The sequence below is a fragment of the Kitasatospora sp. NPDC094016 genome, assembly GCF_040304045.1.
In the GTDB taxonomy this organism is placed as follows: domain Bacteria; phylum Actinomycetota; class Actinomycetes; order Streptomycetales; family Streptomycetaceae; genus Kitasatospora.
The window spans coordinates 24,077-45,532 of sequence record NZ_JBEOUK010000033.1 but is presented as its reverse complement, the minus strand read 5'-3'; the positions used below and the strand labels follow the sequence as shown (position 1 = coordinate 45,532).

Annotated in this window: 18 protein-coding genes and 2 pseudogenes; 12 read left to right on the top strand and 8 right to left on the bottom strand. The window is 75.1% G+C overall.

Translation table 11 applies throughout. The features are described 5' to 3' along the window. Positions 1–87: 87 nt before the first annotated feature. A pseudogene (locus ABT015_RS26460) lies at positions 88–333 on the bottom strand (glycosyltransferase); the annotation flags it as partial. 376 nt (positions 334–709) lie between these two features. Beyond that, positions 710–1,174: a hypothetical protein gene (locus ABT015_RS26455; protein ID WP_350883220.1), complete on the bottom strand. Its 465-nt coding sequence runs from the start codon at positions 1,172–1,174 to the stop codon at positions 710–712. A 254-nt stretch (positions 1,175–1,428) separates the two neighbouring features. Here ABT015_RS26455 and ABT015_RS26450 point away from each other — a divergent pair, with 254 nt between their 5' ends. From ABT015_RS26450 to ABT015_RS26435, 4 genes are all read left to right on the top strand, one after another. Further along, positions 1,429–2,151 (top strand): molybdopterin-dependent oxidoreductase, encoded by a 723-nt coding sequence (locus ABT015_RS26450; RefSeq protein ID WP_350883308.1) that lies wholly within the window; start codon positions 1,429–1,431, stop codon positions 2,149–2,151. Beyond that, positions 2,135–2,743 carry a cytochrome b/b6 domain-containing protein gene (locus ABT015_RS26445; RefSeq protein WP_350883218.1) on the top strand — a complete coding sequence of 203 codons (609 nt, stop codon included), beginning with the start codon at positions 2,135–2,137 and terminating at the stop codon, positions 2,741–2,743. The genes ABT015_RS26450 and ABT015_RS26445 overlap by 17 nt, the downstream gene beginning before the upstream one ends. A 329-nt stretch (positions 2,744–3,072) precedes the next feature. Then, positions 3,073–4,536, top strand: coding sequence for an amidase (locus tag ABT015_RS26440; protein WP_350883216.1), 1,464 nt, complete (start codon positions 3,073–3,075; stop codon positions 4,534–4,536). After that, positions 4,533–5,807, top strand: a complete 1,275-nt coding sequence (locus ABT015_RS26435; RefSeq protein ID WP_350883214.1) for an MFS transporter — start codon at positions 4,533–4,535, stop codon at positions 5,805–5,807. Before ABT015_RS26440 ends, ABT015_RS26435 begins: the two co-directional genes overlap by 4 nt. 132 nt (positions 5,808–5,939) lie before the next feature. On the opposite strand, the gene ABT015_RS26430 is transcribed toward ABT015_RS26435, so the two are convergent. The 3 genes and pseudogenes from ABT015_RS26430 to ABT015_RS26420 form a co-directional block, all read right to left on the bottom strand. Further along, the gene (locus tag ABT015_RS26430) at positions 5,940–6,596 is read right to left on the bottom strand and encodes a class I SAM-dependent methyltransferase (RefSeq protein WP_350883212.1); all 657 of its coding nucleotides are present in this window, start codon (positions 6,594–6,596) and stop codon (positions 5,940–5,942) included. After that, positions 6,593–7,120, bottom strand: a complete 528-nt coding sequence (locus ABT015_RS26425) for a TIGR04282 family arsenosugar biosynthesis glycosyltransferase (RefSeq protein ID WP_350883306.1) — start codon at positions 7,118–7,120, stop codon at positions 6,593–6,595. The genes ABT015_RS26430 and ABT015_RS26425 overlap by 4 nt, the downstream gene beginning before the upstream one ends. Before the next feature lie 99 nt (positions 7,121–7,219). Next, a pseudogene (locus ABT015_RS26420) lies at positions 7,220–7,933 on the bottom strand (glycosyltransferase family 2 protein); the annotation flags it as partial. 254 nt (positions 7,934–8,187) lie between these two features. Here ABT015_RS26420 and ABT015_RS26415 point away from each other — a divergent pair. Both ABT015_RS26415 and ABT015_RS26410 read left to right on the top strand, forming a co-directional pair. Beyond that, positions 8,188–8,985, top strand: coding sequence for a response regulator transcription factor (locus ABT015_RS26415; RefSeq protein ID WP_350883304.1), 798 nt, complete (start codon positions 8,188–8,190; stop codon positions 8,983–8,985). Next, positions 8,982–10,154, top strand: coding sequence for a sensor histidine kinase (locus ABT015_RS26410; RefSeq protein ID WP_350883210.1), 1,173 nt, complete (start codon positions 8,982–8,984; stop codon positions 10,152–10,154). Before ABT015_RS26415 ends, ABT015_RS26410 begins: the two co-directional genes overlap by 4 nt. Before the next feature lie 66 nt (positions 10,155–10,220). Here ABT015_RS26410 and ABT015_RS26405 read toward each other — a convergent pair whose 3' ends face one another. Next, positions 10,221–11,762: an AMP-binding protein gene (locus ABT015_RS26405; protein WP_350883208.1), complete on the bottom strand. Its 1,542-nt coding sequence runs from the start codon at positions 11,760–11,762 to the stop codon at positions 10,221–10,223. A 39-nt stretch (positions 11,763–11,801) separates the two neighbouring features. Then, positions 11,802–12,920, bottom strand: a complete 1,119-nt coding sequence (locus tag ABT015_RS26400; protein ID WP_350883206.1) for an NAD-dependent epimerase/dehydratase family protein — start codon at positions 12,918–12,920, stop codon at positions 11,802–11,804. Positions 12,921–13,173: 253 nt separating this feature from the next. On the opposite strand from ABT015_RS26400, the gene ABT015_RS26395 reads away from it, so the two are divergent. The 4 genes from ABT015_RS26395 to ABT015_RS26380 all read left to right on the top strand — a co-directional run bounded on the left by ABT015_RS26395 (position 13,174) and on the right by ABT015_RS26380 (position 16,804). Continuing rightward, entirely contained in the window at positions 13,174–14,808 is a 1,635-nt protein-coding gene (locus ABT015_RS26395; protein ID WP_350883204.1) for a purple acid phosphatase family protein, read from the top strand. A gap of 320 nt (positions 14,809–15,128) precedes the next feature. Continuing rightward, positions 15,129–15,596 (top strand): hypothetical protein, encoded by a 468-nt coding sequence (locus ABT015_RS26390; protein WP_350883202.1) that lies wholly within the window; start codon positions 15,129–15,131, stop codon positions 15,594–15,596. Continuing rightward, complete coding sequence (locus tag ABT015_RS26385; protein WP_350883200.1) at positions 15,596–16,033, top strand: cupredoxin domain-containing protein; 438 nt, start codon at positions 15,596–15,598, stop codon at positions 16,031–16,033. Before ABT015_RS26390 ends, ABT015_RS26385 begins: the two co-directional genes overlap by 1 nt. 141 nt (positions 16,034–16,174) lie before the next feature. Next, a complete protein-coding gene (locus ABT015_RS26380; RefSeq protein WP_350883198.1) occupies positions 16,175–16,804 on the top strand; it encodes a hypothetical protein in 630 nt (209 codons plus the stop codon). An 11-nt stretch (positions 16,805–16,815) separates the two neighbouring features. On the opposite strand, the gene ABT015_RS26375 is transcribed toward ABT015_RS26380, so the two are convergent. Continuing rightward, positions 16,816–17,268, bottom strand: a complete 453-nt coding sequence (locus ABT015_RS26375; protein ID WP_350883196.1) for a hypothetical protein — start codon at positions 17,266–17,268, stop codon at positions 16,816–16,818. Between the two features lie 505 nt (positions 17,269–17,773). On the opposite strand from ABT015_RS26375, the gene ABT015_RS26370 reads away from it, so the two are divergent. Both ABT015_RS26370 and ABT015_RS26365 read left to right on the top strand, forming a co-directional pair. Then, positions 17,774–18,673, top strand: coding sequence for an FAD binding domain-containing protein (locus tag ABT015_RS26370; RefSeq protein ID WP_350883194.1), 900 nt, complete (start codon positions 17,774–17,776; stop codon positions 18,671–18,673). Then, positions 18,670–21,405 (top strand): molybdopterin-dependent oxidoreductase, encoded by a 2,736-nt coding sequence (locus ABT015_RS26365; protein WP_350883192.1) that lies wholly within the window; start codon positions 18,670–18,672, stop codon positions 21,403–21,405. The genes ABT015_RS26370 and ABT015_RS26365 overlap by 4 nt, the downstream gene beginning before the upstream one ends. Positions 21,406–21,456 lie beyond the last annotated feature (51 nt).

Below are 21,456 nucleotides of genomic sequence, written 5' to 3'. Positions count from 1 at the left end.
TGGCTCCAGGTGTTCTGAGCTTTTCGATTCCGCAGGCGGTCGGCCGGGAAATCGGGGGTGGCGGCGGGTGGAATTATCCGGCACGCCTCAGCGGCCGGCCGCGTCGAGCAGCAGTTGTGCGGCCGGCGCCGCGCCATCGGTGCGGATCATGGTGGCCGCGGCGGTCGCCCACACCCGGGTCTCGGGGGAGAGGGCCGTCCTGAGCGCGGCCGACAGGGACTCGGTGGTCGGGGTCGGCCCGTCGAGTGCCACGCCGATGCCCGGCTCGGCCACCCGGCCGAACAGCGCCTGCTGGTCGACCTCGCCGACGACGAGGCAACCGCCCCGGTCGTCCCGCAGTCGCGCCGCGAGCCCCACCAGCGGTTCGACATCCCCGCGGGACCCGTACGTCGACAACAGCACACGCATTCTCGCGACCCCAAATTTCCGCGGATTCCGGTTCAGGTCGACGATTGTGCGGCACGACCAGGGCCTTGCCGCAAGGCCCCCCGTACGTTATAAGTTGGAAGTGGCCGGGAGTGGTTTTTCCTCCTGTGCCTTTTTTCTCGCCCGCTGCGGGCGGACTTCTTCTCTGCTGGTGAAGCGGTGTGTGCGGCGCGCGCCGCATGTGCTGCGTGTGCGGAGTGTTCGGCCCGGAATGACGACGTGACGGCGTGACGACGCGGGCGGGGCCCGACCGGAGTTCCGGTCGGGCCCCGCCGGGTGTGGGTCAGGCCTTGATGGTGAGCCAGGCGCCGAGACCGTTGCAGCCACGGGCGTCGTAGCTGGTGCTGCGGTAGCCGGCCGGGATCGGCGAGTAGGGGCAGGTCCAGATGCCGTTGCGGACCAGTTCGTGGAACCAGGCGCCGACGCCGCTGCACCCCTGGGGGTTGTAGTTGGTCAGGACGTAGCCGGAGACGATCGGCGAGCCGGAGCAGGTCCACAGGCGGTTCTGGGCGGGTGCCTGGAACCAGGCACCATGGTTGTTGCAGCCGCTGGAGTTGAACATGGTGATGACGTAACCGTCCGGGACGGGCGTTCCGGGGCAGGTCCACCCGCCTACCGAGGCGGTTGCCGCGGGGGCGGCGGCGGTGGCGGTTCCGGCCGCCGTGCCGGTGAGGGCGGCGGCGAGGAGGGCGACGACGGCCGCCGCTCTTCCCGCGTGGGTCCGCAGCTGACGGAGGATTCTGGTCACGGCGCACCGGTCCGATCGGTAGCCCCGGCGGTCGCGGCCGGCCGGGGAGGGGGAACAGCGGGGATGCGTGGCACCGTAGTGGCGTGGTCGGAGCCGGGGGAATACGGGGTTCGAAAGATCGTCGAACTTGACCGGAAAACGATCTCCCGCCGCTCGTCCGCTCGTCCGCTCGGCCGTGGAGCCTGCGGGCGGAGATGACGAAAGGCTGACGGACCGGTGCCGGGCCTCGCGCCGGCCGGGCTCGGGCTGGTGCAATCGGGGGCGTGGACAGAACAGGCGAAGAGGGTAGGGGAGCCCCGGTGGGGCGGCGGGTGGTGCTCGGGCTGCTCGGGCTCGGGGCCGTCGGGGTGGCGGCGGGGCCGTACCTGCAACGGGCCGAGTCGGGCTTGGCCGAACGGGACCCGAGCGGGCTGAGCGGGCTGCTGCCGGGCAACAACGGATTCCGGTACTACTCGGTGGTGTCGTCCGTCCCGGAGCGGAGCGCGGCGGACTACACGCTCAGCGTGGACGGGATGGTCGAGCGGCCCGCGACGTTCCGCCTACCGGACCTGCGGGCGATGCCGCAGCGGCGGCTCGTGCGGGACGTGCAGTGCGTGACCGGATGGCGGGTGCCGGACACCCCGTTCGAGGGGGTGCCGCTCGCGCACCTGCTGGACGCCGCGGGCGTGCGGCCGGGGGCCGGGGCCGTCCGGTTCAGCTGCTTCGACGGCGCGTACACCGAGAGCCTGACGCTGGCGCAGGCCCGACGGGACGACGTGCTGGTCGCGCTGCGGATGCGGGACAACCCCATCTCCCACACCCACGGCGGCCCGGTGCGGCTGTACGTCGCGCCGATGTACTTCTACAAGTCCGCCAAGTGGCTCTCCGGGATCACCGTGACCGGCTCGGTGGAGCCGGGCTACTGGGAGCGGGACGGGTACGACGTCGACGCCTGGGTCGGCCGGTCGAACGGACGTGACGATGCGCCCACCGGCTGAACTCCTGCTGCGCTTCACCCGGGCCGAGCGCTGGGTGCACCGGACGACCGCCGCGCTGACCGGCGTCTGCCTGGCCACGGCGGCCTGCCTCTACCTCGCCCCGCTCGCCGAACTGGTCGGCAACCGGCGGCTGGTGGTGACGGTGCACGTGTGGTGCGGCCTCGCGCTGCCCGTGCCGCTGCTGCTCGGCCTCGCCTCGCGGGCGCTGCGCGCGGACGCCGCCCGGCTGAGCCGCTTCACCCCGGCGGACTGGGCCTGGCTGCGCGCCGTCCGGCGCCGCGCCCCGGACCGGCCGGCGGGCAAGTTCAACGCCGGGCAGAAGCTCTACGCGCAGTGGACGCTCGGCTCGATGCTGGTGATCGTCGGCACCGGGCTGCTGATGTGGCTGCCCAGTCTCGCTCCGCCCGCCTGGCGGACCGGGGCGACCTTCGTCCACGACTGGCTGGCCGCCGCCATCGCCGTGGTGGTGGTCGGACACGTCCGGCTGGCCTGGCGGGATCCGCAGGCGCGGCTCGGGATGAGGACCGGGCTGGTGGAGCGCCGGTGGGCCGAGCGCGAGCACCCGCAGTGGCGCCCGGTGGGCCGGGAGTAGGCGGCCGGTCGGACGTCTTGTCGTGGCCCGGGGCATGTGGCAGGCTCGGCCGGGACGCCTCGAAGGGTGCCGCCGGGGCACCCCTGACCGTGGGGCCAAGAGGCGGTTGGGCGACAGCCGCACGCGTGGTGCACGACCGGCATCCTGCAAGGCTCCTTGGACCCCGGCGCCAATCTTCCCTCCCTCCCTCGCCGCCCTGTCGATCGCGGGCGGCCCTCCGACTCCGTGGGCAGCCGACACTCAGGTTAGGTATGCCTTGCTTTCGCTCTGACCAGCACTCTAAGGTAACTCCTCAGAGGACCTGAGAACCTGAGGACTTAAGAGTGATCATGACAGAACTCCATGAACTGACCCTGGCCGAACAGGCCGCCGCGATCCGGGAACGGACCGTCTCCCCGGTCGACCTCGTCGACCACTACCTCCGAAGGATCGACCGGCTGAACGGCGCGGTCGGCGCGTACCGCACCGTCGACCACCGGGGCGCGCGACAGGCGGCCGCGGCGGCCGAGGCCCGGCTCGCCGCCGCCGAGGACACCTCGCAGCTGCCGCCGCTGCTCGGAGTGCCGATCTCGGTGAAGGACACCTGGCCGGTGGCCGGACTCCCGTTCACCGGGGGATCGGCCGTCTTCGCCGACCGGATCGCCCCCGCCGACGCCGTCGTGGTCGGTGCCCTGCGGGCCGCGGGCGCCGTCCTGCTCGGCACCACCCTGGCGGCCGAATTCGGCTGCTCCGCCTACACCGAGACGGCCCACGGCACCGCCCGCAGCCCCTACGACCTGGAGCGGGGCGCCGGCGGATCCAGCGGCGGCGCCGCCGCCTCGGTCGCGGCCTGCCTGGCCGCCGGCGCGATGGGCAGCGACGGCGGCGGCTCGATCCGGATCCCCGCCGCCGCCTGCGGGCTCGTCGGCCTCAAGCCGAGCCGCGGCCGGGTCACCCCCGCGCCGGGCACCGACGCGCTCGGCCTGGCCACCGCCGGACCGCTGGCCAGGACCGTGTTCGACACCGCCCTGCTGCTGGACGTGATGGCGCACAGCGCGCCCGGCGACAGCGGCACGCTGCCCGCCGGTCCCGCCGGAACCTTCCAGGCGGGTGCCGAGCGGGCGCCCGGGCGGCTGCGGATCGGCGTCCTGCCCGAGACGGCCGGACAGGACGGGCCGAGCCGGTTCGGCTGTCGCCGCACGGCCGACCTGCTCGCCGACCTGGGCCACCAGGTGGACGAGGCCCCGCCGTTCAGCCCGGCGGAGTACCTGGCCGCCTTCACCGTGGTGTGGGGCGTCCTGGCCGCGTCCGTACCGGTACCGCCCGGACGGGAGGGCGACCTGCTCGCGCTGACCGCCTGGCTGCGGTCCGAGGGGCGTGCCCGCAGCGCCCCGGACCTGCTCGCCGCACACGCCTCGCTCACGGCGACGGCCCGCGAACTCTCCTCCCGCTATGCAGAGTTCGACGTCATCCTGAGCCCGACCACCGACACGCTCGCGCCGCCGGTCGGCTCGCTGGTCGACCAGGACGCCCCCGAACGGACCTTCGCCAGGATGCTCGACTTCACCCCGCGCACCCCGCTGGCCAACATCACCGGGCAGCCGTCGATCAGCCTCCCCCTGCACTGGACGCCCGACGGGCTGCCGGTCGGCATCATGCTGACCGGCCGGCCGCACCAGGAGGCCACCCTGCTCGCCCTCGGCGCCCAGCTGGAGCAGGCCCTGCCGTGGCTCCACCGCACCCCGCAGCCGGTGCTCGACCTGGACGCCGCACACCTGGACGCCGCACCCCAGGTAGAGGAGGGAACCGCGTGAAGCGCGGCCAGCTGGCCTTCCTGACCGGCACCCACGTCGTCAACGACCTCTACCAGGGCGCCGTCCCGGCACTGCTGCCCTTCCTGATGTCCGAGCGGCACTACAGCTACACCGCCGTCTCGGGGATCGCGCTGGCCGCCACCGGCCTGTCCAGCGTGGTCCAGCCGCTCTTCGGCCTGCTCGTCGACCGCCGTCACCGCGGCTGGCTCGTCCCGGCCGGCTTCCTGACCGCCGCCGGGGGCCTCGGCTGCGCCGGGCTCGCCGACAGCTACCTGCTCACCTGGCTCTGCGTGGCCCTCGCCGGGATCGGCGTCGCCGCCTACCACCCGCCCGCCACCAACCAGGCCAGGGCGGCGGGCGGCCAGTCCCAGCAGGCGATGAGCCTGTTCTCCGTCGGCGGCACACTCGGCGCCTCGCTGGCGCCGGCCCTGGTGACGCTGGTGGTCGGCTCGCTCGGCCTGGCCGGCAGCTGGCTGCTCGCCGTCCCCGCGGTGGTGATGGGTGCACTGTGGGCGGCCCAGGGCCCGTGGCTGCGCCGCCGGGGCCACACCCCCGCGCCGCCGCTGGTGACGGCCGGTACGGCCGGGGGCGGGCAGCGCGACGACTGGCGGGCCTTCGGCCGGCTGGTGGTCGCCACGGTCTGCTGGTCGGTGCCCTACGTCACGGTGACCTCGATGCTCGCCCTGCACCTCCAGCGCGACCTGCACACCTCGACGGGCGCGGGGGCCGTGGCCCTCACCTCCCTCACCCTGGCCGGTGCGGCGGGCACCCTGCTCGGCGGGCGGCTGGGCGACCGGTACGGGCGGCTCCTCCCGATCCGGCTGGGCTACCTGCTGGCCGTCCCCGCCCTGGCCGGCGTGGCCTTCGCCCCCACCTTCGCGGCGGCCGAACTCGCCACCGTCGCTTTCGGGTTGGCGATGTTCCTGCCGTTCGCCGCCCAGGTGACGCTGGCCCAGGACTACCTGCCCAACCGGCCCGGCACCGCCAGCGGGCTGACCCTGGGCCTGGCGATGTCGGTGGGTGGGCTGGCCGCCCCACTGCTCGGCCGGATCGCGGACGCGTACGGGCTGCGCACCGTACTGGGATCGGTGCTCGGGGTGCTGCTGGTCGCCCTGGCCTGCGGACTGCGGCTGCGTGACCGGGTGCTGCCGACGGCCGAGTCCGGCCCGCCACCGGGCCCGGAGCCGGAGCCGTCGTCGGAGCCGGAGTCGGAGCCGTCGTCGGCGTCGGTGGGCGCGGCGGCGGAACGGGCTGGTGGGCGGGCCCGCTGAGGGGCTGCGCGGTTGCGGGGCCGCGGGGCCCGTCCTCATGGCAGCGGGACCGGGACACCGTCGTCGCCGGGAACCCGCCGTCGGGTCAGGGCGGTGAGGCCGGGGCCGCCGAGATCAACGGCCCTGTGCGCCTCAGTGCTTGTGCAGGGCGAGGAAGCGGCGGCCGTGCGAGGTCCAGCGCTCCGCCTCGACCAGCCCGGCCGCGGCGCGGGCCCGCCTGAGGGCGGCGGACGTGCCGAGCCGGGCCCAGGGGAAGGCCGGTCCGAGCCGGCCGTCCGGGCCCTCGACCTGGACGGTGACCTGCTCGTCCACCTCCTCGGGCTCCACCTCGACCAGCAACAGCCCGTCCGGCGCGATGAGTTCGGCGCCCCTGTGGAGCAGGGCGTCGGGGTCGCCGCCGATGCCGAGGTTGCCGTCGGCGAGGAGCGCGGCGCCCCAGCGGCCCTCGGCGGGCAGCCGGTCGAAGACCGAGCGGCAGAGCGCCGGGCCGCCCAGTCCGACCGTGCGGGCGACGGCCGCCCTGGTCACGTCGACGCCGAGGGCCGGGACGCCGAGGGCGAGCAGCGCGGCGACCAGCCGCCCGGGGCCGCAGCCGAGGTCGAGGACGGGCGCGGCCCGGCGGGCGCAGCGCCGGAGCAGGCTGTGGTCGGCGCCGGCCGCCGGGGCGCACCAGCGTTCGATGTCCAGCCGCAGGCGGTGGCCGTCCTCGCGGCGCAGCCAGAGCGGGCCGCGCCCGGTGCGGACGGCTTCGGCGAACGGGTCGTCCACCCAGGCGGTGGCGGTCGTCAACTCGCCACCTCCGGCTCCAGGTCGACCGTTGCCAGTTGGGCGGCGAAACGGCTGCCCGGGGCCTCGGCGGCGACGCGCCGGGCGTCCTCGGCGGTGTCCACGTCGGTGAGCGGTGGGAGGTGGTGGATCGTCAAGTCGGCTTCGGTGAGGCGTTCCAGGAGTGCCGCGCCGGTCCTCGCGGTGGACATCGGCACGCCGTGCAGCAGGCGCGCGGCCAGTTCGGCGGTCGGCCGGGCCAGGCCCAGCGCCCAGAAGCCACCGTCGGCCGCCGGGCCGTACCAGGCGTCCGTGCGCGACCGCCGCGCGGCCGACAGTGGCTCGGCCAGCACGGCGGCGCTCAGCTGCGGGGTGTCCATCCCGACCAGCAGCGCCGGGGCGTGCGGGGCCACCCGGGCCGCGTGCGCGAAGGCGGCGGCCAGCCGTTCGTCCAGCCCGCCGCCGGTCTGAGGGACGACCTCCCAGCCGGGCGGCAGCCAGTCGCCCGGTTCGCCGTCCAGGACGAGCACGCGCTGCCCGGCCGGCATCGTGCCCAGGGTGTGCAGGGTGTCGGAGAGGGCGGCCGCGGCCAGGGCGGCGGCCTGTTCGGGGGTGCACGGCGGGGTGAGCCGGGTCTTCACCCGGCCGGGGGCGGGCGATTTGGCGATCACCAGCAGGGTCGGCGGGGGCGCGGCCAGCACGACCCGCATGTCGCGGATCGCCTGGCGGGTGCCGCGCAGGGTGCCGGTGACCTTGGAGCGGCCCGCGCGCGGCAGGTAGTCGACGGGCGTCTCGGTGATCCGCAGCCCGGCGGCCGAGGCGGCGAGCACCATCTCCAGCGGGTAGCCGGACCGGCGGTCGCCGAGCCCCAGGGCCAGCAGCTGTTCGCGGCGGGCGGCCCGCATCGGGCCGAGGTCGTGCAGTGGCGCGCCGGTGCGGGCGCGCAGCCGTCGGGCCAGGACGGTGTTGGCCAGGCGGGCGTGCAGCGGCCACGCCCCGGCGGTGGCCGGGCGGCGGCGGCCCAGCACCAGGTCGGCGGAGCCGGCCAGCACCGGGCCGGTGACCAGGGGGAGCTGGGCGGGATCGAGGGAGCCGTCGCAGTCCAGGAAGCAGACCAGGTCGGCGGTGGCGGCGCGCAGCCCGGCGTGGCAGGCGGCACCGAACCCGCGCCGGGGCTCCTCGACCACCGTCGCGCCGAGCGAGCGGGCGAGGTCGGCGGAGCCGTCCCGGGAGCCGTTGTCGACGACGACGGCCCGCCAGCCGTCCGGGATCCGCGCCAGCACCCAGGGCAGCGCGGCGGCCTCGTCGAGGCAGGGCAGCACGACGTCGACGGGGGAGACGGGGGAGGTGGGTGAGGTCACCCGGCCACGCTAAGTGCGGGACGGCGGGGTGCGGCGGCGGCGCAGCCTTACGGAAGTCGGACGCCCCGGCGGCTGACCCGTCCGGCGGATCCGGCCGGGCCGCATCGGGCTGGGTCGCATCGGGCTGGGCTGGGCTGGTCCGGGTCGGGCGAGGTGCGGGCGGCGGATCTTACGGAACGCGAACGCGGGCCCGCTTCCGTCCGCGTCCGCCGCCGAGGCCTCCTATCCTCGGCGAGGTGAACGACACCTCGCACATCCTGGTGATCGACGACGACCCGACCGTGGCCGAGGTCGTCGCCGGCTACCTCACCCGCGCCGGGCACCACGTGGACCGGGCCGCCGACGGCGCGCTGGGCCTGGACCTCGCCGAGCGCACCCGCCCCGACCTGCTGGTGCTGGACCTCATGCTGCCCGGCCTCGACGGGCTGGAGGTGCTGCGCCGGCTGCGGGCCTCCGCCGGGGGCGCCGCGCTGCCGGTGGTGCTGCTCACCGCCAAGGGCGACGAGGCGGACCGCATCCTCGGCCTGGAGCTGGGCGCGGACGACTACGTCACCAAGCCGTTCAGCCCGCGCGAACTGGTGCTGCGGGTGCAGTCGGTGCTGCGCCGCGCCCGGGCGGGGAGCGGGGCCGCCGACGCGACGGCCGATGGGACGGGCGGCGGGCCGGCCGGCGGGGTGCTGCGCTCGGGGGACGTCACGCTCGACCCGAAGGCCCGCCGCGCCCACCGGGGGGATCGGGAACTCGCCCTCACCCTGCGGGAGTTCGACCTGCTGGCGTTCCTGCTCCGGCACCCCGGCACGGTGTTCTCCCGGCAGAGCCTGATGCGGCGGGTCTGGGGCTGGGACTTCGGCGACCTCTCCACCGTCACCGTCCACGTCCGGCGGCTGCGCGAGAAGATCGAGGACGACCCGGCCGCGCCCGCCCTGATCAGCACCGTCTGGGGCGTCGGGTACCGCTACGACCCGGCTCCCCGGGAACCGGCGCCGCACGATCCGGCTACCCGCGATCCGGCTCACTCCATGCCGCACCACCCGCAGGGCGGTGCGGCGTGAAGGATCTGCTGCTGATCGCCCTGTTCGCCGCCCTCGGCGCGGGCGGGGCCGGCCTGCTCGGCTGGGCGGCGATCCGGCTGCTGCGCCGCCGCTCCGTCGCCCTGTCCCTGTTCTGCGTGGCGGTCGTGACCGTCCTCGCGGTGACCTCCGGGACGTTCGCCGTGGCGCAGGCGATGTTCCTGTCCACCCACGACCTCGGCGTGGTCATCACGGTGCTCGGCATGGCCGCCGTCGTCGCGCTGCTCACCGCCGCGCTGCTCGGCCGTCAGGTGGTGGCCGGCAGCCGGGCGCTGACCGAGGCCGTCCGGACGGTCGGCAGCGACGCCGGGTTCACCGCGCCAGACCATCCGCTCGGCGCGGAACTCGCCGCGCTGAGCGAGGAGTTGGCCGCCACCAGCGCCCGGCTGGCGGAATCCCGGGCGCGCGAGCAGGCCCTGGAGCACTCCCGCCGGGAGCTGGTCGCGTGGATCTCGCACGACCTGCGCACCCCGCTGGCCGGCCTGCGGGCGATGGCCGAGGCGCTGGAGGACGGCGTCGCCGAGGACCCCGACCGCTACCTGGTGCGGATCGGTACCGAGGTCGAACGGCTCACCGGCATGGTGGACGACCTGTTCGAGCTCTCCCGGATCCAGGCGGGCGCGCTCGCCCTCTCGCTCACCCGGGTCTCGGTGTACGACCTGGTGGACGACGCGCTCGCCGGGGCGTACCCGCTGGCCCGGCGGCGCGGCGTCCGGCTGGAGGGGCGGCAGGTGGCCGACGAGCCGGCGGCGGCCGAGCCGGTCGAGGTGGACAGCGGGGAGATCACCCGGGTGCTCGGCAACCTGCTGGTCAACGCGATCCGCTCGACCCCCGCGGACGGCGTGGTGGCCGTCGCCGCCCGGCGGGAGGCCGACGAGGTGGTGCTGTCGGTGACCGACGGCTGCGGCGGCATCCCGGAACAGGACCTGCCCCGGGTGTTCGAGACGGGCTGGCGCGGCGGCTCCGCCCGCACGCCCCGCCGCGACGACGGCCGGGCCGCCGGAGAGCCCGGCGAGAGCGGTGCCGGGCTCGGGCTCGCCATCGTGCGCGGCATCGTCGAGGCGCACGCCGGGCGCGCGGAGGTGCGCAACGTCGCCGGGGGCTGCTGCTTCGAGATCGCCCTGCCCGCGCCGCGCGCCCGGCGGGAATGACGAGACAGGTCCCGGGGGTCCGCCTTTCGAGCGCGCGGCCTGCTCGGCCCGCTGTTCCTGCTCGGTCTACTCGGCCACGGCCTCGCGCAGCCGCTTCTTGTCCGGCTTGCCGACCGACGTCAGCGGGATCTCGTCCACAAGGTGCAGGGCCTCCGGCGCGTAGATCCGCCCCTTGCGGGCAGTGACGAACGCCTGGACGTCCGCCAACTCGGGCTGCTGCCCGGGAGCGGGAACGACGGCGACGTGGACGTGCTCCGCCTCCTGCGCGTCGCGCACGCCGAAGACCGCGCAGCGGGCGATCGCCGGGTGGGTGAGCAGGAGGTCCTCGACCTCGGACGGGTAGACGTGCCCGCCGACCACGATGATCAGGTCCTTGACCCGGTCTGCCAGGTAGAGGTTGCCGTCCGCGTCGAAGTAGCCGACGTCGCCGGTGTTCAGCCAGCCGTCGCGCAGCACCTCGGCGGTCAGGTCGGGCAGCTTCCAGTACCCGGCCATGAGTCCGGCCGATCGGACGTGGACCTCGCCCTGCTCTCCGGTCGGCAGCGCGGTGCCGTCCTCGGCGCGGACCTCCACGTCGACGCCGGGGATGGGCCGGCCGACCGAGACCTGGCCGCCCTGCGCGATCCGGTCGTGCGCCTCCGGGGTGAGGAAGGAGATCAGCTGCGCCTCGGACATCCCGTAGACGCCCGCCAGGACCGGCCCGAACACCTTGAGTGCCTCGCGGATCCGGGTCGGCGAGGCGGCGCAGCCCCCGTACGTGATCTGCCGCAGGCTGGACAGGTCGGTGCGGCCGATCGCCGGGTGGTCGAGCAGCTGGTAGAGCAGCGGCGGCAGCACCCAGAGGCTGGTGATGCGCTCGCGCTCGACGGCGGCCAGGACCTCGCCGGGATCGAAGGTGCGCTGGAGGACCACCGTGCCGCCGTGGTGGAGCGTCAGGTCGGAGAAGATCCCGGCGAGGTGGGCGAGCGAGGTGGCGGCGAGGAAGCGGGGCGCCTCGTCGGCCGTGCCGCCGGAGCCGAACGAGGTGTCGAAGACGCCGCGGTAGGGGCCGTGCAGGCTGAGGATGCCCTTGGGGACCCCGGTGGTGCCGCCGGTGTGGCGGATGCCGAGGTCGTCGTCCGGGCCGATCCGGACGGCGGGCGGCTCGGTGGGGCGGTTCGCGGCGGCGGCGATCACGTCCTCGCCGATCGCGTCCGGTCCGGGGCCGAGGCGGAGCACCGTCGGCACGTCGATCAGGGGCAGCAACTCGGCGGCCTCCGCGTACCGTTCGGCGTCCACGAGGAGGACGGCGGTGTCGACGCTCGCCGCGATCTCGGCCAGGACGGGGGTGCTCATGCCGTCGTAGAGGTTCACCACCCGCGCACCCGCGAGGCCCGCGGCGTAGCGGGCGCTCAGTGCCTCGGCGGTGTTGCCGGTGAGCAGGGTGACGGTGTCCCCGCGGGTGACGCCCCGGGCGATGAGCTCGTGGGCGAGGCGGTAGGTGGCCGTGGCGAAGTCGCCGGCGGTGATCTCGACGCCGTCGGCGGTGACGATGGCCCGCCGGCCCGGGTCGGCGGAGAGGGACCGGAGGATCAAGGCGGGTGCGCTCACGAATTCCTGGTCGTTCATGGCCACTTCTTCCTTGTAGTTTGCAACCATGTTGCAAGGCTAGCTCCATCCTCCGCTCTTCACCGGCGAGTTCCGGCCGACATCGGACGGGCCGTCAGCTGTGGCGTCGGGCCGCGGTGCCGCCGCGAACTCGGCCATCCCGGCGGGGAACGACACTTGCGGGCGCCAGCCGAGTTCGGCGCGCAGCCGGGAGGAGTCGGCGGTGATGTGCCGGACGTCGCCCAGGCGGTACTCGCCGGTCACCAGTGGCGCCGGGCCGCCGTGTGCCGCCGCCAGCGCCCCGGCCAGCTCGCCGATCGTGCGGACCTCGCCGCTGCCCACGTTGTAGGCGCGGGAGCTGCCCGGCGCGCGGGCGGCCAGGGCCTCCAGTGCGGCGAGGTTGGCCGCGGCGACGTCCTCGACGTGGACGAAGTCCCGGCGCTGGCCGCCGTCCTCGAACACCCGGGGGGCCTCGCCCCGGGCCAGCGCCGAGCGGAACAGCGAGGCGACCCCCGCGTACGGGGTGTCGCGCGGCATGTCCGGGCCGTACACGTTGTGGTAGCGGAGCGTCAGGACGGCGCCCTGGCAGGTCCGGGCCCACACGGAGGCCAGGTGCTCCTGGGCGAGCTTGGTGGCCGCGTACACGCTGCGCGGGTCGGCCGGGGCGTCCTCGCCGACCAGGCCGGGGCTCAGGGCGCGGCCGCAGGCCGGGCAGGGCGGCTCGAAGCGCCCGGCCTCCAGGTCGGCCGGGCGGCGCGGGCCCGGGGCGACGTCGCCGTGCGCGGGGCAGCGGTAGCGGCCCTCCCCGTACACCACCATCGAGCCGGCCAGGACGAGGCGGCGGACGCCGTCGCGGGCCATCGCGGCGAGCAGGACGGCCGTGCCGAGGTCGTTGCAGCCCGCGTAGGCGGGGGCGTCGTCGAGGTCCAGCCCGAGGCCGACCATCGCCGCCTGGTGGCAGACCGCGTCCACCCCGGCCAGCGCCCGCCGTACGGCGGCGGCGTCCCGGACGTCCCCCTGCTCGAAGGCCACGCCCCCGGGCAGTTCGGGGGCCCGCCCCGAGCGGTGGACGGCGGGCAGCAGCGCGTCCAGCACCCGTACCCCGTGCCCGGCCGCGACCAGTGCGCGGACCACGGCCGACCCGATGAACCCGGCTCCGCCGGTGACCAGAATCTCCATGCCGCCGACGCTAGCCGCGCGGTGCGGCGGATCGGGCGTGGACGGACCGGCCGTCAGAGACCGGTAATCCTTCCGGCGTAACAGGCGTAACAGGCGTAACAGGCGTGACGGGCGTGACGGGTGTGACGGAGGATCGCCGACCGATCCGATCCGGCGTTCAACTGGCGTTCGCCGGAGGAACCTTCGCCGGTGGCCCGGGCGCCCGGTCCGACTGGGACCCTCCTGGGCGTTTCCCGGAGCCTTGGAGGCGGCAGTGTCACATCCCTCGCGCAGAACGGTCCTTCGGACGGGTACCGCGGCAGGTGCGCTGGCCGCGCTGCCCGCGTCCACCCTCCTCTGGACGCAGCCGGCCCTGGCGGGCACCCCCGGACCGGAACAGATCCACCTCCAGTGGGGCAACGAGCCGTCCCGCGAGATGACCGTCTCCTGGGCGACGGCCGCCACCGTGCGCCGCCCCCGGGTGCGGATCGGCACCCCGCGCGGCGGCGCCGGCCACACGGTGGACGCCGAGACCCGCACCTACGTCGACGGGCTCAACAAGGTCGAGACGTACACCCACCACGTCCGCCTGGACGGCCTGCGGCCCGACACCACGTACGTCTACGAGGTGCTGCACGACGGCTCCGGCCCGGTGCGCGGCACCTTCCGCACCGCGCCCGCGCGCGGCCGGGCCGCGTTCCGCTTCACCAGCTTCGGCGATCTCGGCACCGGCGACAACGCGTTCAGCAAGTCCTCGATCCACGGCGCCGCCGCCGTCCGCCAGGTCGAGCAGTTCACGCCGCTGTTCCACCTGCTCAACGGCGACCTCGCGTACGCCAACAACAACCCGCAGCGCCAGCCGCAGTGCTGGAACGCGTTCATGAACAACCTCGCCAAGTCGGCCGCCAGTCGGCCCTGGATGCCCGCGCCCGGCAACCACGAGGTCGAGGCCGGCGGCGGGGACCTCGGCTACGCCTCCTACCTGACCCGCTTCGAACTGCCCGACAACGGCACCCGCGACTACTGCGGCAACTGGTACGGCTTCCAGGTCGGTTCGGTGCTGTTCGTGAGCCTCGACGGCAACGAGATCGCCGTCGAGGACGACGCCAGCCTCGACCCGGCCACCGGCGAGTCCATCTACCTCAGCGACTACAGCGAGGGCGCCCAACTCCGCTGGCTGGAACGCACCCTGGCACGCGCCCGGCGCGGCCGCGCGGTGGACTGGGTCGTCGTCAACCTGCACCAGTTCGCGATGTCCTCCTCGGCCGCCAGCCACGGCGGTGACATGGGCATCCGCGAGAAGCTGCTGCCGCTGCTCGACCGCTACGGCGTCGACCTCGTCCTGGCCGGGCACGACCACGACTACGAGCGCACCCACCCCGTCCGCGGCACCGAGCCGGGCGGCCTGCTCACCCCGGCCGTCGCCGACGACGACCTGCGCCGGATCGACACCTCGCAGGGCACAGTCCACCTGATCCTCGGCGGCGGCGGCACCGCCGGCCACGACGACGTCTACCTGCCCGCGGACGCGGACGGCGTCCGCCAGGCCTCCGTGCGCACCCAGCGGCTCATCTTCAAGGCCGACCCGGACGCGAAGGAGAAGGCCCACTGGTCCGCGGTCACCGACCCGGACACCGCCTTCCCGTACGGTGTCGCGGTCTTCGACGTCGACCCCGGGGCGCTGCCGGGTGGCCGCACCACCATCACCGTCAGCTACTACCACTCGCCGCCCGCCACCGCCGCGAACCCGTTCCCGACGCCGGTGCTCTTCGACCGCTTCACCCTGTACCGCGACCGCAGCGACGGCTGGGGCGACCGGGACCGGAACGACGACCGCTACGGCGGCCGGAACGGCGACCAGGGCGAGGACGAGAACACCGGCTCCGGGGTCGGCGCCGGGCGCCGGTAACGCCTCGCGTCTTCGAGGGGCCCGTCGCGCGTACCGCGCGGCGGGCCCCTCGTCCGTTCAGGCGGCTCCGGGGAGGGCGGCCGGGCGGGCGCTGGTCCATGCGGGGTGGCTGGTGACGGAGGGTCGTCGTGGCGGAGCGGTCCGGTGGTGACGGTCGGTCGGGCGGCGGGTTGGGCCGTTGGTGACGGCGGCCGCCGCCGTGGCTGGGCTGTCCGTGCGACGGGTGCCCGCGCCGGCGCGCGGGCCACTGGCGGGGCGGTTAGCGTCGGCCGCAACACGGTTTCAGCTATGGGAGGTTGGCAGTGCAGCGGTGGATCATTGTGACGGCCCTCACCACGGCCCTCGGCGGGCTCACGGCACCCGCCCTGGCCGCCGACCCGGCGCCGGCCGCGGCTTCGGCGGGCGCCCCGGCCCGGGTGCGGGACGGGGACTCGGCCCCCACGGGCGTCACTCTCGGTGAGGCCTGGATCGACCCGAAGGTCCCCGGCCGGGTCCGGGTCGACGTCGAGTACGTCTGCGGGGTTGCGGAGGAGGCCCGCTCGCTCACCGTCTCGGTCGAGCAGCGGGACCCGGAGGACACCTCCTCGATGGCCTTCGGCTCCAGCCGGACGGCCGAGGCGGACGTGATCTGCGACGGGACGGCGCGGCAGCGCCAGCTCGTCGTCCAGTCCAAGACGGTCAACTGGATCCCGGGCGCGGACGCCGTCCTGATCGCCACGGTCTCCGACCTCGGCGCCACGCCGCCCGCGTCCTCGGACGCCCGGCGGGTCCCGCTCTTCGGGTCCTGATGCGGTCGCGGGCCCGGGCCGTGGCCGCCGTGCTCCTCGGCGCCGCCCTCGCCGCCTGCTCCGTCCGCGTGGGCGGCCCGGATTCGGGCCCGGACTCGGGATCGACCTCGGGCCCGGGGCCGACCGGGTCCGTTTCGGCGACTCCACCCGCCCCGGCCGCCTCGCCGTCCTCGGCCACCGCTCCCGCCCCGGGGGCGGTGGTCATCAGGGACTTCGTGTTCGAGCCGGCCGACTTCACCGTCCGCCCTGGCGCCGTCGTCACGGTCCGCAACGCCGACACCGTCGACCACACCCTCACCGCCCAGGACCGCGGGTTCGACACCGGCGTCATCGCCCCGGGCGCGTCCGCGACCTTCACCGCGCCGGCCCGGCAGGGGGCCTCCTCGTACCTGTGCAGCCTGCACCACTTCATGCGGGGGATCCTGACGGTGTCCTGAGCCGACCGGTCCGTGGGCCGCGCGGGTGCCGGGTGCGGCCGCTCCTGAATCGCAAGCCCACAGGTGAACGGGGCTGCTGCTATCCGCCGCCATGTTCTACAGTTCTGTAGAACTAGGAGAAACAGCGAACGGGGGCACGGCATGGACAGGCCGCTTCGACTGCCGCAGCAGGATCGGGCCGACTTCGAGACGGAACTGGGGAGGGCGCTGGCCGGGTCGCAGGTGCGGGCGGCCCTGCGGGCGGTGGGGGACGAGGGGCCGGGGGTGGAGCGGTTGCGGCGGAGCGCCCGGGAGAACGCGGAGTTCGTGCTGGCGGCGGCGGCGCCCGAGTACGAGCGGTACGCGGCGCTGCGGGCGGACCAGGACGCGGTCGCGCGGCTGCCGGTGGACGAGCCGGGGCGCCAGCGGGTGTCCGGGTGGTGGGGGGTGCTGGGGGTGATCGTGCCGATCGTCGCCGGGGTGGCCGCCGCGATCTTCCTGCTGCTCGGGTACGCGCTGGGGCTGGCGGACGACGGCGAGGTGCTCGGGCGCGCGCTGGTCGGCGCCGGGTGGGTGGCGGCCGGGGTGGCCGCGGTGAGCCTGCTGGTGGGCGGGCTGGGGCTGCTGGGCGCGGCCTCGCGGCCGAGGGTGGTGGACTCCGGAGGGGAGGTCGGCGTCCTGGGGGAGCTGGGGCTGGCGCGGGACGCCTGGCGGTCGGCGCTGGCGGAGCGCGGCCTGGTGCCGTTCCTGCTGGCGCAGGCGGGCGCGGGGGCGCCCGGCCGGCGCCGCTGACGCCCGCCGGATCAGTCGTGGCGGGTGCGGGCGGCGTCGACGAGGAGGTGGGCGGCGTCGAGCGGGATGCCGAGTCGGCGGGCGATCCACGGGGCCGGTCGGCCGGCCCGGGCGAGCATCCAGGCGGAGTACAACTGGCCCAGCTGCGGGGCCTGGTGGGCGAGGAGGAGCGGGCGTACGGCGTCCATCGGGAAGTCCTCGAGGGCGCGGGCGCTGTACTCGCGGCCGTTGGGGCCGGGCGGGGGTAACGGGAGCGGGCGGCGGGTGTCGAGCCAGCGCCCGAGCAGCACCGCGCCGACCGCCAGGAGGCCGGAGCCGGAGGCGCCGATCAGGATGGCGTTGATGACCGGGCGGTCCTCCTCCTCGGCCATGCCGAGGGCGAGTTCCTCGGCGACGAGGAGGGCGAGGACGGTGAGCAGCACCGCTGCTTCGGCGGGGCGCGGGTAGGGCCGGGACGTCGTCATGGGATACCTCTCCTCGGCGGGGGAGACCGGGGCGGGTGAAGGGGCCGCGGACGGCGGTGGCGGCAGGGCCGACGTGGGTGACTTGACGTCGAAAAAGCCTGACGTGACGTCAGAAAGGCTGGGTGACGGGTGCGTTCACCGTCTCGGCCGTGCTCACCGTCTGCCGGAGGCGGACCGGGGCATGTGGGGGTGGGGGCGGGTGGTGCGGCCCGCACTGCTGCTGTCCATGCGTCTCGCCTCCTTCCGGTCGGGCGCGCCATGCTGGTGCGTTCGTCGACGGGGCAAGGGGGGGTCATCCTCGGACTTCGGGACAGCATAGCCCGGCCCTCACGCCAACTTCGACACCCTTGTCGAAGTTGGCGCAGGTGGGGGAGCCCCGCGGTTGGACGATCGACCAGGTGGGGCCGGGTGCGACTGGTGTGCGGGCCCACTCGTGCCCGGCCGGTCGCCGAGGCTTCAATCGCCGTACCGAAGGAACGGGACCGGCCGGGGGCGATGGAGCGACATGGATCTGAACACGGTGGCCGAGCTGTGCGACGCCCGCCGGGGCGGCACCTGGCGGCCCGGGGACGCCTGGCTCGGCGGCGGGACGTACCTGTTCTCCGAACCGCAGCCGCACATCCGCCGGCTGATCGACCTCGGCCGGATGGGCTGGGAACCGCTCACCCCGACCCCGGACGGCGGCCTGGAGATCGCCGCGACCTGCACGGTCGCCCAGCTCTCCCGCCACCCCAAGCCCGCGGCCTGGGCGGCGGCGCCGCTGTTCGAGCAGTGCTGCCGGGCGTTCCTGGCCTCCTGGAAGATCTGGAACATGGCCACCGTCGGGGGCAACCTGTGCAACGGCCTGCCCGCCGGCCCGATGATCTCGCTGACCGCCGCCCTGGACGGGGTCTGCCTGCTGCGGGCCCCGTCGGGGGAGCAGCGCCGCGTCCCGGTGGCGGAGTTCGTCACCGGCGCCGGCGTCAAGGACCTGCGGCCGGGTGAGCTGCTGCGCTCGATCACCCTGCCGGGCCGGGCGCTGGCGGCCCGGACGGCGTTCCGTCAGGCCTCGCTGTACGGGCTGGGCCGCTCCGGCGCGCTGCTGATCGGCACCCTCGATCCGGTGGACGGTTCGCTGACCATCACGGTGACCGCCGCCACCGTCCGCCCGATCCGGCTCTGGTTCCCGCCGGGGCCGAACGCGGCCGCCGTCGAGGAGGCGGTCCGAGGCGGCATCCGGCCCGAGGAGTACGTCGACGACATCCACGGACTGCCCGCCTGGCGGCGGCACCTGACCTTCCGGTTCGCCGAGCAGATCCGCCGCGAACTGGACCCCGCCCGCCCGGCCCCGCCGGGCACGGCCGGACCGGACCTGGCCGGCCCGGGCTCGGCTGGACCGGACCTGGCCGAGGAGGCCGCCGCATGAGCTTCTCGATCCGCGTCAACGAACGGGACTTCGACACCGAGCCCCGCCCGGGCCAGTGCCTGCGCACCTACCTGCGCGAGCGCGGCTGGTTCGGGGTGAAGAAGGGCTGCGACGCCGGCGACTGCGGCGCCTGCACCGTGCAGGTGGACGGCACCCCGGTGCACAGCTGCCTCTACCCGGCGGCACGCGCCGAGGGGCGGTGCGTCACCACGGTGGAGGGCCTGGCCAAGGACGGCGAACTGCACCCGATGCAGCAGCGGTTCCTGGACGCCCAGGGCTTCCAGTGCGGCTTCTGCACGGCCGGCTTCCTGATGACCACCAGTGCCCTCGACGAGGAGCAACTCGTCGACCTCCCCAGGTCGTTGAAGGGCAACCTGTGCCGCTGCACCGGCTACCGGGCGATCGAGGACGCGATCCGCGGCGTCCGGCACACCGAGGAGCCCGAGGCCGGCCGCGCCGTCGGCCGCAGCCTCGGCGCGCCCGCCGGGCCGCAGGTCGTCACCGGCACCGCCCGGTACACCTTCGACGTGGAGGTGCCGGGGCTGCTGCACCTGAAGCTGCTGCGCTCCCCGCACCCGCACGCCCGGATCGTCACCATCGACACCGCGGCCGCCCTGCGGGTGCCCGGCGTGCACGCGGTGTTCACCCACCACGACGCGCCCGAGCGGCTGTACTCCTCGGCCCGGCACGAGCACCCGACCGAGGACCCGGACGACACCCGGCTGCTGGACGACGTGGTCCGCTTCGTCGGCCAGCGGGTCGCCGCGGTGGTCGCCGACAGTGAGGCCGCCGCCGAGGAGGGCTGCCGCCGGATCGCCGTCGAGTACGAGCAACTCCCGTACGTGCTGGACCCGGAGGAGGCGATGGCGCCCGGCGCACCGGTGCTGCACGCCAAGGGGCCGCAGGCCCGGATCGCCCGGCCGGAGAACAACGTGTGCGGCGAGGTGCACGGCGAGATCGGCAGCGTGGAGCAGGGCTTCGCCGAGGCCGACGCGGTCTACCAGGAGACCTTCCGCACCCAGCGGGTGCAGCACGCCAGCCTGGAGACGCACGGCTGCGTGGTCTCCTTCGAGGAGCGGGAGGACGGTGCCGGCGAGCGGCTGGTGGTGCGCTCCAGCACCCAGGTGCCGTTCCTCACCCGGCGCGCGCTCTGCGCCCTGTTCGACCTGCCGGAGGAGGACGTCCGGGTGGTGGCGGGCCGGGTCGGCGGCGGCTTCGGCGGCAAGCAGGAGATGCTGACCGAGGACATCGCGGTGCTGGCGGCGCTGCGGCTGCGCCGGCCGGTAAAGCTGGAGTTCACCCGGGCCGAGCAGTTCTACGGCGCCACCACCCGGCACCCGTTCACGATCACCGTCAAGGCGGGCGCGAAGGCGGACGGCACGCTCACGGCGCTGAGCTTCCGGGTGGTGTCCGACACCGGCGCGTACGGCAACCACGGCCCGGCGGTGATGTTCCACAGCGTCGGCGAGTCGATGGGCGTCTACCGGGTGCCGCACAAGAAGGTCGAGGCGTACTCGGTGTACACCAACTGCGTGCCGGCCGGCGCCTTCCGGGGCTACGGGCTCGGGCAGGTGACCTTCGCGGTGGAGTCGGCGATGGACGAACTGGCCCGTCGGCTGGGCATCGACCCGCTGGAGTTCCGGGAGCGCAACGTCATCGGCCCCGGCGAGCACCTGCTCAGCCCCGGCGGCGAGGAGGAGGACCTGCACATCGCCAGCTACGGCCTCGACCAGTGCCTGCAAGTCGTCCGTGACGCGCTCGCGAACGACCGCAGCGCGGCGGACGCCCCCGAGGGCTGGCTGGTCGGGCAGGGCTTCGCCATGGCGATGATCGCCACCGGCCCGCCCGGCGGGCACTTCGCCGACGCCGCCGTCGCCCTGCTGGAGGACGGCGGCTACGACGTCGCCGTCGGGACGGCCGAGTTCGGCAACGGCACGACCACCGTGCACCAGCAGATCACCGCGGGCGCGCTCGGCACCACCGTCGACCGGATCGCGATCCGGCAGTCCGACACCGACGTCGTCCGGCACGACACCGGCGCCTTCGGCTCGGCCGGGACGGTGGTCGCGGGCAAGGCGGTGATGCGGGCGGCGAACGCGCTCGCCGAACGGCTGACCGACTTCGCCGCCGAGTACGCGCGGACCCCGCGCAGCCTGGTCCGGCTCGGCGCCGAGGCCGTCGACTGCGACGGGCGCGGCATCCCGCTGAAGGAACTGCACGCGGCGGCGCGCGAACGCGGCGTCGACCTCGTCGGCACCGGGCACTGGGGCGGCTCGCCGCGCTCGGTGGCGTTCAACTCGCAGTGGTTCCGCCTGGCCGTCGACCCGGACACCGGGGAGATCCGGATCCTGCGCAGCGTGCACGGCGCCGACGCCGGGCGGGTGATGAACCCGATGCAGTGCCGCGGGCAGGTCGAGGGCGGGGTCGCCCAGGCGCTCGGCGCGACGCTGTTCGAACGGGTGCTGCTGGACGACCGGGGCGAGGTCACCACGGCCGCCTTCCGTCGCTACCGCCTGCCCGCGTACGCCGACGTGCCGCGCACCGAGGTGCACTTCTCGACCACCTCGGACGCGATCGGCCCGCTCGGCGCCAAGTCGATGAGCGAGAGCCCGTTCAACCCGGTCGCCCCCGCCTTCGCCAACGCCCTGCGCGACGCCACCGGCATCCGCTTCACCGACCCGCCGTTCCTGCGCGACCAGGTCTGGCAGGCGCTCGCCGACCGGCGGGAGTGACGTTCGGTCCCGCCCTGGTTACCCTGGGTCGCGCTGTCGGACGCGCCCCAG

Bases quoted from the DNA above. Each gene is read 5' to 3' on its own strand.
- ABT015_RS26400 (WP_350883206.1), bottom strand. From the start codon at position 12,920: ATGGAGATTCTGGTCACCGGCGGAGCCGGGTTCATCGGGTCGGCCGTG.
- ABT015_RS26365 (WP_350883192.1), top strand. From the start codon at position 18,670: ATGAGCTTCTCGATCCGCGTCAACGAACGGGACTTCGACACCGAGCCC.
- ABT015_RS26445 (WP_350883218.1), top strand. From the start codon at position 2,135: ATGCGCCCACCGGCTGAACTCCTGCTGCGCTTCACCCGGGCCGAGCGC.
- ABT015_RS26405 (WP_350883208.1), bottom strand. From the start codon at position 11,762: ATGAACGACCAGGAATTCGTGAGCGCACCCGCCTTGATCCTCCGGTCC.
- ABT015_RS26385 (WP_350883200.1), top strand. From the start codon at position 15,596: ATGCGGTCGCGGGCCCGGGCCGTGGCCGCCGTGCTCCTCGGCGCCGCC.
- ABT015_RS26440 (WP_350883216.1), top strand. From the start codon at position 3,073: ATGACAGAACTCCATGAACTGACCCTGGCCGAACAGGCCGCCGCGATC.
- ABT015_RS26375 (WP_350883196.1), bottom strand. From the start codon at position 17,268: ATGACGACGTCCCGGCCCTACCCGCGCCCCGCCGAAGCAGCGGTGCTG.
- ABT015_RS26370 (WP_350883194.1), top strand. From the start codon at position 17,774: ATGGATCTGAACACGGTGGCCGAGCTGTGCGACGCCCGCCGGGGCGGC.
- ABT015_RS26425 (WP_350883306.1), bottom strand. From the start codon at position 7,120: ATGCCGGCCGGGCAGCGCGTGCTCGTCCTGGACGGCGAACCGGGCGAC.
- ABT015_RS26380 (WP_350883198.1), top strand. From the start codon at position 16,175: ATGGACAGGCCGCTTCGACTGCCGCAGCAGGATCGGGCCGACTTCGAG.